Genomic DNA, 9,103 nt, shown 5'->3' with positions numbered 1-9,103 from the left:
TCCGCTCGTGCTTCGCGATGACCGAGCCGTTCGTCGCCAGCTCCGACGCGACGAACATCCAGAGCCGCATCGAGCGCGACGGCGACCACTACGTCGTGAACGCGCACAAGTGGTGGACGAGCGGCGCGGCGTCGAAGCGGTGCAAGTTCGCGATCCTCATGGGCGTCTCGAACCCAGACGCCGACCCGTACCACCGCCATTCGATGATCCTCGTGCCGCTCGACGCGCCCGGCGTCACGATCGTGCGCACGCTGCCCGTCTTCGGGCACGACGCCGGCGGCGGCCACTGCGAGACGCTCTACGAGAACGTGCGCCTCCCCGCGTCCAACATCCTGGGCGAGGAGGGGGGCGGGTTCGCGATCGCGCAGGCCCGTCTCGGTCCCGGTCGCATCCACCACTGCATGCGCGCCATCGGCATGGCCGAGCGCGCGCTGGAGCTGATGTGCGAGCGCGCGCAGCTGCGCACGCCGTTCGGCAAGCCGCTCGCGGAGCAGGGCGTCGTGCAGGACCGCGTCGCAGAGTCGCGCATCGAGATCGAGCAGGCCCGGCTCCTGACGATGAAGGCCGCGTGGCTGATGGACGCCGTCGGCAACAAGGGCGCGCGTTTCGAGATCGCCGCGATCAAGGTCGTCGCGGCGCGCGTCGCGACGAACGTCATCGACCGCGCCATCCAGCTGTTCGGCGGCGCGGGCGTGTCCGACGACTGGCCGCTGGCCGCGATGTACACGCATGCACGCACGCTGCACCTCGTCGACGGCCCCGACGAGGTGCACAAGCAGCAGATCGCCCGCCGCGAGCTGCGCAAGTACGAGTGGGTGCGCGGGTGACCCCCTCCCGTCCATGCGTCGCTGAACGTCGTGATACGACGAGGAGCGACGCATGGACGTCACGGCGGTGAAGGTCCGGGTCGGGTTCGGGCTTGGCGTGGCGGCCGAGCTCGACGGCCGGGGGTTCGCCGATCTCGTCGACGCGCTCGAGGACCTCGGGTTCGACTCGCTGTGGCTCTCGGAGCGCGCGACCGGGCCGTCGCCCGACCCGCTGGTCGCGCTCGCCGTCGCGGCCGGCCGGACGCGCCGCATGAAGCTCGGCACGAGCGTGCAGGTGCTGCCCGGTCGCAACCCGGTGCTGCTCGCGAAGTCGTGGGCCAGCCTCGACCGGCTCTCGGGTGGACGGGCGCTGCCGGCGTTCGGGCTCGGCGTCGTCAGCCCGGTCGAGCAGCAGGCGTTCGGCGTGACGCGCGAGGAGCGCGCGCCGTGGTTCGACGAGGCGCTCCCGTTGTTGCGCCGGCTCTGGACCGAGGACCACGTCGACCACGACGGCGCGCGGTTCCACTACCGCGACGTCACCGTCCTCCCGAAGCCCGTGCAGCAACCGCTCGACGTGTGGCTCGGCGGCCGCGCGCCGAGCGAGCTGCGCCGCGTCGGCCGTCTCGCGGACGGGTGGCTCCCGAGCTTCTGCGTACCGGTCGACGTCGCGCAGGGCCGCGAGACGGTCATCACCGCGGCGGGCGAAGTGGGGCGCGCGATCGACACCGAGCACTGGGGCGCACTCGTCGCGTACGCGCACGGCGAGCTGCCGGACCAGCTCGTGGCGGCACTCGCGTCGCGGCTACCGGGCGTCGACCCGCGGCGCGTCATCCCCGTCGGTCACGACGCACTCCGCGCCCGGCTCGAGGAATTCCTCGCGGTCGGGTTCTCGAAGCTCGTGCCGGTGCCACTCGGTGCGCCGCATGTCTCCTGGCCCGACGAGCTCGCCGCGCTCGCCGACGCGACCCTCGACCTCCAGACCTGACGCGTCCGCGAGCCACGCACCCCGGGCTTCTGTGAAGCGTGAGGGCGCGGTCAGGCCACGAGGTCGTGCTCGCCGACCGGACCGACCCGCAGACCGCGCGCACCGAGCTCGTCGGCGAGCAACGGGAGCGCGCCGACGGTCGCATGCCACGAGCCGGGTGACGACGTGCAGTCGGAGTCGTGCAGCAGCACGGTGCCGCCGGCGACGTGACCGCGCAGCACGTCGTGCACGACGGTCTCGGGCGTCGCCTCGGGTCGCCAGTCGCGTCCCCACGACGTCCACAGCACGGTGTGGAGATTCAGGCGGCGTGCGCCGCGCAGCGCACCCGCGGACAGCGTCCCGTAGGGCGGACGGAACCAGCGCGGCTCGACGCCCGTCGCCTCGACGATCGCGTCACGCGCGCGCTCGATGTCGTCGAAGGCGGCGCGCGGCGGCCGTCGCAGCATCGAGACGTGCCCGTCGCCGTGCACCGCGACCTCGTGGCCGGCGGCCGCGACCTCGGCCGCGAGGCCGGGCGCCTTGCGCACCATCTCGCCGAGCATGAAGAACGTCGCGCGCCACCCGAGCCGATCGAGCGCGGCGACGATCTCGGGGGTCGACGCGGGATCGGGCCCGTCGTCGAACGTCAGCGCGACGTGCTCCGGATCACCCAGTCCGGCGAGACGGGGCGTGAGCACGCGTCGCACGACGCCGATGCTCGCCAGCGCGGGCGTGACGTGCGCGGCCACTGCGAGCGTCGCGCCCGCGGCGGCTCCAGCTCCGACGAGCAGCGCGTCACGGCGGACGGGCATCTAGACGAGCTTGGCGAGCGGCGCGGCGGCGAGCCCGTCGGTGTCGAGGCGGCGCTGCAGGTCGAGCATCGTCTGGCGCACGTCCTCAGGCGCGTCACGCCGGCCGTCGACGAGGTACACCTTGCGCGCCTTGAGGTGGTCGGGGATGCGACCGGGGCGGATCACCGCGTTCGCGAGGACGAGGCGCTCGTGCATGCGCCGCGACCACATCTGGTCGAACGCGTCGAACCGGCGACCGGGTGCGAAGTCCGCGACGCGCACGCCGCAGTGGCGGTTGATGACGGTCCCCGCCTTCGACAGGTCGGTCTGCGCGCGCTCCCACCGCCAGCCCTTGCCGTGACCGCCCCATCCGCCGTTCGCGATGTCGACGCCCTGGTCCGCGAGCCGTTCGAGCACCGGCGCGGCCTCCTGCGCGGTGCGCGCGTCGACGATCGCCGTCACGTGCCATTGCACGAGCTCGTCGGTGATCGCGGGATCGTTCAGCTCGGCGGCGGTCAGCCGCACGCCGACGAACGTCTGCGCGCCCGCGGCACGCGGTGCGCGCGCGACGCCGACGCCCATCGCCGACACGGCCTGCGCTCCGAGCGTCAGCGACCCGTACGTCACGAGGACCGCAGCCGCGGCACCGGTCGCGATCCTGCGCCGCAGCGGCAGCCGGAACGGCTTGACACCCGCAGGCAGGGTGGCGTGGTCGGCGAGCTCGACGACGTCGTCCGCGGCGTCGCCCACGAAGAGCGCCCGGCCGCGGGCGATCAGCTCGTCACGGGCCTCACCGGGGACCGCGAGCTCGTCGAGCGCGGCGAACAGCGCGTCGGCGTCCTCCGCGTAGCGGTTGACGCCCGCGCGCGCCATCGTCGCGGCGTTGTCCTTGCCGTGACCCGGGATCGGCTGGAACGTGATCACCGGAAGGCCGGCGGCGAACGCCTCCATGCAGGTGAGCCCACCCGCGTTCTCGACGAGGACGTCCGCGGCCGCCATGAGCGACGGCATGTCGTTCGTCCAGCCGATGACGGTGCCGAGGCCGCGCTCCTCGAGGCGGACCTTCAGCTCCTCGTCGCGCCCGCACACCGTGATCGGGTGGTACCGCCCGTTCGAGCTGATGGTCTCGACCGTCGACACGACCTCGCCGACGCCCCAGGACCCGGCCACGACGAGCACGGCGCGGTCGTCGTCGGCGAGCCCGAGCGCGCGACGCGCCATGCGCCGGTCGGGACGCTCGGTGCGGAACCGCTCGTTGACGAGCGGGCCGGGCGCCCGCGCGGGCGAGCCCGTCCGCTGCTGCGCGGTCTCGGCCGCGATCGGGCTGACCGCGATGTGCAGGTCGATCGACGGGTGGACCCACAGCGGGTGCGCGGCGAAGTCGGTGAGGTACGTCGCGGCCGGGACGCGCAACCATCCCTTCTTGCGCATCCGGCCGAGCACGAGCGCCGACAGGGAGTACGTCGTGACGACGACGTCGGGGTCGACCTCGGCGACCGCGCGCTGGAACGCGCGGCGCGTCACCCAGGTGTCGAACGCGACGAGCGGACCCCACAGGAACGGCAGCACGTACCAGAGCCGGTACAGGAACTCGTAGCTCCACGGCGCGAGCCGGAGCTGCAGCTGGTACGACCACTTGACGAGGGTCCCGATGCCGAACGGCGGCATCTCGAGGAAGTCGACGATCTTCGTCGTGTGACCGCGCGCCTCGAGACGGCGCGCGAGCTCGCGCGCGGCGCCGTCGTGGCCCGCACCCATCGATGCGGAAACGATGAGGACCCGCCGATGCACGGCGTTCGACACTAGCGTCTTCCTTGTCATGGAGTACGTGTTTGCGCTGGCAGCAGCGTTGCTGTTCGCCACCGCGTCGGTGCTGCAACAGCGGGCGGCATCACAGGCTCCGGGCGACCGAAGCCTGCGCGTCGGCCTCTTGTGGCATCTCTTCCGACGACCGATGTGGCTGCTCGGCTACGGCGCCGACTGGGCCGCGTTCGGCCTCCAGGCCGCCGCGCTCGGCACCGGCTCGCTGCTCGTCGTCCAGCCCCTGCTCGTGACGGGGCTGCTGTTCGCCCTTCCCTTCGCCGCCGCATGGTCGGGCTACCGCCTCGGTGCGCACGACTGGATCGCTGCATCGACCCTGTGCGCCGGGCTCGCCGTCTTCCTCCTCCTCGGCTCGCCGACGGGTGGAGTTGAGCGCGCGCCGCTCGCGGACTGGATCGTGTGGGGCGGCATCGTCGTGGGGATCGGCGTCGTGTGCACGGTGCTGTCGCTGCGGACGCACGGTGCGATGCGGGCCGCGTTGCTCGCGCTCGCGACGGGCGTGTGCTATGGGCTCACGTCCGCGCTCACGAAGAGCAGCGTCGACTTGCTCACCGAAGGCATCGTCCCGCTGTTCACGCACTGGGAGGTGTACGGCCTCGCCGCGTTCGCGAGCGCGGGGATGCTCGTGAACCAGGTCGCGTTTCAGGCCGGTGAGCTGGCCGCGTCGCTTCCCACGTTGACGATCGCCGAGCCGATCGTCGCCGCCGTCATCGGCGTGACGATCCTGAAGGAGGAGCTCGGGGCTCACGGGATCCTCGACTGGGTGCTCATCGTCTGCTCGGTGGCCGCGATGGTCTACGGCGTGGTGGTGCTGGCCGTGCGCTCCGCGCAGGTGTCGAAGACCGAGTCGCCGGTGCCCGTGGACGTGCCCGCCGCGAAGCCACTTCCCTGAGCTACCAGGGTCGTCCCCGACCGATGAGAGGTGTATGAGGCGGGTCTGCTGGGGGATGTGACGGCGGCCACGCCCACCCGCATTTTGGGAAGCGTCAACCACACGATGTGTGTCTGAGGCTTCACAAAACGGCTTGGGTCAGGTGAGCTCTTCGACCACGAGCGCGCCCTCGGCGTGGCGGGCCCGGAGGACCTTCTTGTCGAACTTGCCGACGCTCGTCTTCGGGACCTCGTCGATGAACGCCCACCGCTCGGGGAGCTGCCAGTGCGCGATGCGCTCGGCGAGGAACGCGCGCAGCTCGTCGGCGGTGACCTGCGACCCCGCGCACCGCACGACGCATGCGAGCGGCCGCTCCGTCCAGCGCGGGTCGGGCACGCCGATGACGCTCGCCTCGACGACGTCGGGATGCGCCATCAGGTGACCCTCGAGCTCGACGGAGGAGATCCACTCGCCGCCCGACTTGATGACGTCCTTCGCGCGGTCGGTGATCTGGATGAACCCCCGCTCGTCGACCGTGCCGACGTCACCGGTCCGGAGCCACTCGCCGTCGAACTTCTCGGGCGACGGGTCGCGGTAGTACTCGCCGGTGATCCACGGCCCGCGGCACTCGATCTCTCCGACGGCCTCACCGTCCCACGGCAGCACGCCGCCGTCGTCACCGACGATGCGCAGCTCGACGCCCGCGACGACGCGCCCGGTCTTCGCGCGCCAGTCCATCTCCTCCTCGGGCGGCGAGCCCTTGGGCGGGAGCGCGACCGCGGCGAGCGGGCTCGTCTCGGTCATGCCCCACGCCTGCACGATGCGGACGCCGTGCCGTTCCTGGAACGCCTCCATCAGCGAGCGCGGCACCGCGGACCCGCCGCACGCGACCATCCGCAACGACGACAGGTCGACGGGGTGCTCGTCGGCGTACCGGAGGATGTCGGCCCAGATCGTCGGCACCGCGCCCGAGAACGTCGGCCGCTCCTGTTCGATCAGCCGGCACAGCGGCTCCGCCTGGAGGAAGCGGGTGGGCATGACGAAGTCCGCGCCCGCCATCCATCCCGCGTAGGGCAATCCCCACGCGTTCGCGTGGAACATCGGGACGATCGGCAGGATGCGGTCGCGCTCGCTGATGCCGAGTGAGCCGGCCATGCACGCGGCCATCGAGTGCAACACCGTCGAGCGGTGCGAGTAGACGACGCCCTTCGGGTTGCCCGTCGTCCCGCTCGTGTAGCACATCGCCGCGGCGGCCCGTTCGTCGACGTCGGGCCACTCGAAGCCGGTGACGTCGGCGTCGGCGAGCAGCGCGTCGTAGCGGACGATCTCGGCGTCCGGGCGCGCGTCGCTGAGCGGCGCGGTGTCGCCGTCGCCGACGACGACGAACCGCTCGACCGTCTTCAGGTCGGCCGCGACCTTCGCGAGCAGCGGCACGAGCGAGTCGTCGACGATGACGACCCGGTCCTCCGCGTGGTTGACGACGTAGGTGAGCTGCTCGGGGAACAGCCGGATGTTGAGCGTGTGCAGCACCGCGCCCATGCACGGCAGCGCGAGGTACGCCTCGAGGTGCTCCTGGTCGTTCCACTGGAACGTGCCGACGCGGTCACCGTCGCCGATGCCGAGCCCGCGCAGCGCGACGGCGAGCCGACGGGCGCGTTCGGCGACCTCGGCGAACGTCGCGCGTCGGATGCGGTCGCCCTCGAAGGTGGCGACCTCACTCGTCGCGTAGACGGCTTCCCCGTGCCGCAGGATCGACGTGATCGACAGCGGCTGGTCCTGCATCGTGCTGCGGAGCATCGGCTCCCTCCCCCTGTGCACGGTGACCGGTGATTCTCGCCCCGTGACGGGAGGCTGTCACGGCGTGTCCGCGATCTCGCCGCGGCGACGACCGGCGAACGACGCGATCGCGGCGCCCGCGAGCACCGCGACGCCGCCGAGCGCCTCGAGCGGCTGGACGGCCTCGCCGAGGAAGATCGCGGTGAGGACGACGGCCGACACCGCCTCGAGCGTCATGACGACCGAGGTACGCGAGGCGCCGAGCCGCCCGATCGCGACGAAGAACAGCGTGAATGCGGTCGCGGTCGCGACACCGTTGGCGAGCAACGGCGGCAGGCTCGGGCCGAGCGCGCGCAACTGGCCCGACGCGACGCCCACGACGAGCATCCCGACGGTCGCGCCGATCGCCGTCCACGCCGCCGCGGTGAGCGCGTCGGTCCGGTGCAGCAGGCGTGCGCTCGCGAGCGCGTAGCACGTGAAGCACGCGACCGAGCCCATCGCGAACGCGATGCCGACCGGCGCGATCGACACGCTCCCCCCTCCGACGGCGACGCCCACCGCGCCCGCCGTGGACAGCGTGATCGCGGCGAACACCGATCGCTGTGGCGCGATCGCGCGCAGCAGGAGCTCCACCGCGGTGACGACGGCCGGGTACACGTAGAACAGGAGCGTGACCGCACCCGCGGTGCCGTGCTCGAGCGCGAGGAAGAAGCACGTCGACTCGCACACGTAGAGGAACCCGAGCGACACGGCGCGGACGCGCTCACCCTCCGGCGGGAGCAGCGGTCTGCGCCGCGCTGCGAGCACGCACAGCAACAGGATCCCCGCGATCCCGAACCGCACGACGAGGGCGGTGACCGGTCCCAGGCCGTTCTTCGCCACGACCCGGCTGAACAGCACGGTCGACCCGTAGACGACCGCGCCGCCACCGGCGATCGCGAAGTCCGCCGTCGCGCGCCGCCGCGCGCGCACGGCGGGCGCAACAGCTGTGCTCATGCGCGCTAGAAGCCGATGACGACGCCGAGCAGGAGGCCGAGGACGAACAGCGCGCCGGCCCGGCGCGTGTGCGCGAAGGCCAGCCCCGCGAACCACAGCGGCCAGATCGGCCAGCCCTTCGGTGGCTGCTCCGGACGCGGCTCGTCGAGCGCGCGCCACACGGGGACCAGGCGCGGGATCGCGAGGAGCACCAGCAGGCTCGGCACCGGCAGCGCGCGTGCTGCGACGAGCGCGACGACCAGCGCGTAGAACGCGACGCACATCCCCTGCGTCACGCGGCGTGCGGTGCGCTCGCCGAGCACGACGGGCAGCGTGTGCGTCCCGTCGGGCGCGTCCCACGGGATCTTGTCGATGTGCTTGCCCATGAGGACGGTCGTGCACAGCAGCGCGTACGGGAACGACGCCGCGACGATCTCCCACGGCAGGTGACCCGTCGCCGCGTAGTACGTCCCGCAGACCATGAGCGGCCCCCACACGACGAGCACCGTCGGCTCGCCGAGGCCGTGCTTCTTCAACCGCAACGGCGGCGCCGTGTACGCGGCGGACAGGAGGAACCCGCCGAGCGCGAAGCCGACGATCGGCCATCCGCGCACGAGCGTGAGCACGACGAGGATCGCGAGGTCGACGACGTTGACGGCGAGCGCGGCGAGACCGAGCCCGCGGCGCGTGATCATCCCCGAGAGCACGGGATGCGGCGCGTACAGCGCGCGCGGATATTGGGCGGAGTCGGTGCCGACCTCGAGGTCGAAGAGGTCGTTCATCAGGTTGTTGGCGACGTGCGCGAGCACGATCCCGCCGCTCGCGAGCAGCCACCAGCCGACGCTCACGTCGTGTGGCTGCAGCCACCACGCGAGCAGCCCCGCGACGAGCGCGGCGGTGATCGTCATGGGGAGCACCGCGGCCCGGGTCAGGACCAGCCAGCGCGACACCGGGTCGACGTGGCCCTCGGGCGGGTTCGTCGTGCGCAGGACGTAGGCCCAGTTGCGCACGTAGCTCGGCCGCTGCGCGGGTGCTGTGACGTCCGCCATGCGCCAGAGCGTACGCCTGCGATCCGGTCCGGGACCTAGGTCCCGGCGAT

8 protein-coding genes are annotated in these 9,103 nt (G+C 72.3%); 3 read left to right on the top strand and 5 right to left on the bottom strand.

The window, feature by feature from the left end:
* Positions 1-827 (top strand): acyl-CoA dehydrogenase family protein (locus VFC33_18405; GenBank protein HZR15213.1); only part of this gene is annotated, 827 nt, incomplete at its 5' end.
* Positions 828-879: 52 nt separating this feature from the next.
* Entirely contained in the window at positions 880-1,791 is a 912-nt protein-coding gene (locus VFC33_18400; GenBank protein ID HZR15212.1) for a TIGR03619 family F420-dependent LLM class oxidoreductase, read from the top strand.
* Positions 1,792-1,841: 50 nt separating this feature from the next.
* On the opposite strand, the gene VFC33_18395 is transcribed toward VFC33_18400, so the two are convergent.
* The gene (locus VFC33_18395; GenBank protein HZR15211.1) at positions 1,842-2,582 is read right to left on the bottom strand and encodes a polysaccharide deacetylase family protein; all 741 of its coding nucleotides are present in this window, start codon (positions 2,580-2,582) and stop codon (positions 1,842-1,844) included.
* Positions 2,583-4,319, bottom strand: a complete 1,737-nt coding sequence (locus tag VFC33_18390) for a glycosyltransferase (GenBank protein ID HZR15210.1) — start codon at positions 4,317-4,319, stop codon at positions 2,583-2,585.
* 61 nt (positions 4,320-4,380) lie between these two features.
* On the opposite strand from VFC33_18390, the gene VFC33_18385 reads away from it, so the two are divergent.
* Entirely contained in the window at positions 4,381-5,274 is an 894-nt protein-coding gene (locus VFC33_18385; protein HZR15209.1) for a DMT family transporter, read from the top strand.
* 138 nt (positions 5,275-5,412) lie between these two features.
* Here the strand turns inward: VFC33_18385 and VFC33_18380 are convergent, their stop codons facing one another.
* From VFC33_18380 to VFC33_18370, 3 genes are read right to left on the bottom strand one after another with little or no spacing between them, the layout of a single operon-like run.
* On the bottom strand, positions 5,413-7,050 hold the full coding sequence (locus VFC33_18380) for a long-chain fatty acid--CoA ligase (protein ID HZR15208.1): 1,638 nt from the start codon (positions 7,048-7,050) through the stop codon (positions 5,413-5,415).
* A gap of 57 nt (positions 7,051-7,107) precedes the next feature.
* Complete coding sequence (locus VFC33_18375) at positions 7,108-8,025, bottom strand: DMT family transporter (GenBank protein HZR15207.1); 918 nt, start codon at positions 8,023-8,025, stop codon at positions 7,108-7,110.
* A 5-nt stretch (positions 8,026-8,030) separates the two neighbouring features.
* Complete coding sequence (locus tag VFC33_18370) at positions 8,031-9,053, bottom strand: prenyltransferase (protein HZR15206.1); 1,023 nt, start codon at positions 9,051-9,053, stop codon at positions 8,031-8,033.
* Positions 9,054-9,103 lie beyond the last annotated feature (50 nt).

The organism is Acidimicrobiia bacterium, assembly GCA_035651955.1.
Classification (GTDB): domain Bacteria; phylum Actinomycetota; class Acidimicrobiia; order IMCC26256; family JAMXLJ01; genus JAMXLJ01.
The sequence above is the reverse complement of the archived record's forward strand: the minus strand, read 5'-3'. Positions and strand labels throughout refer to the sequence as shown.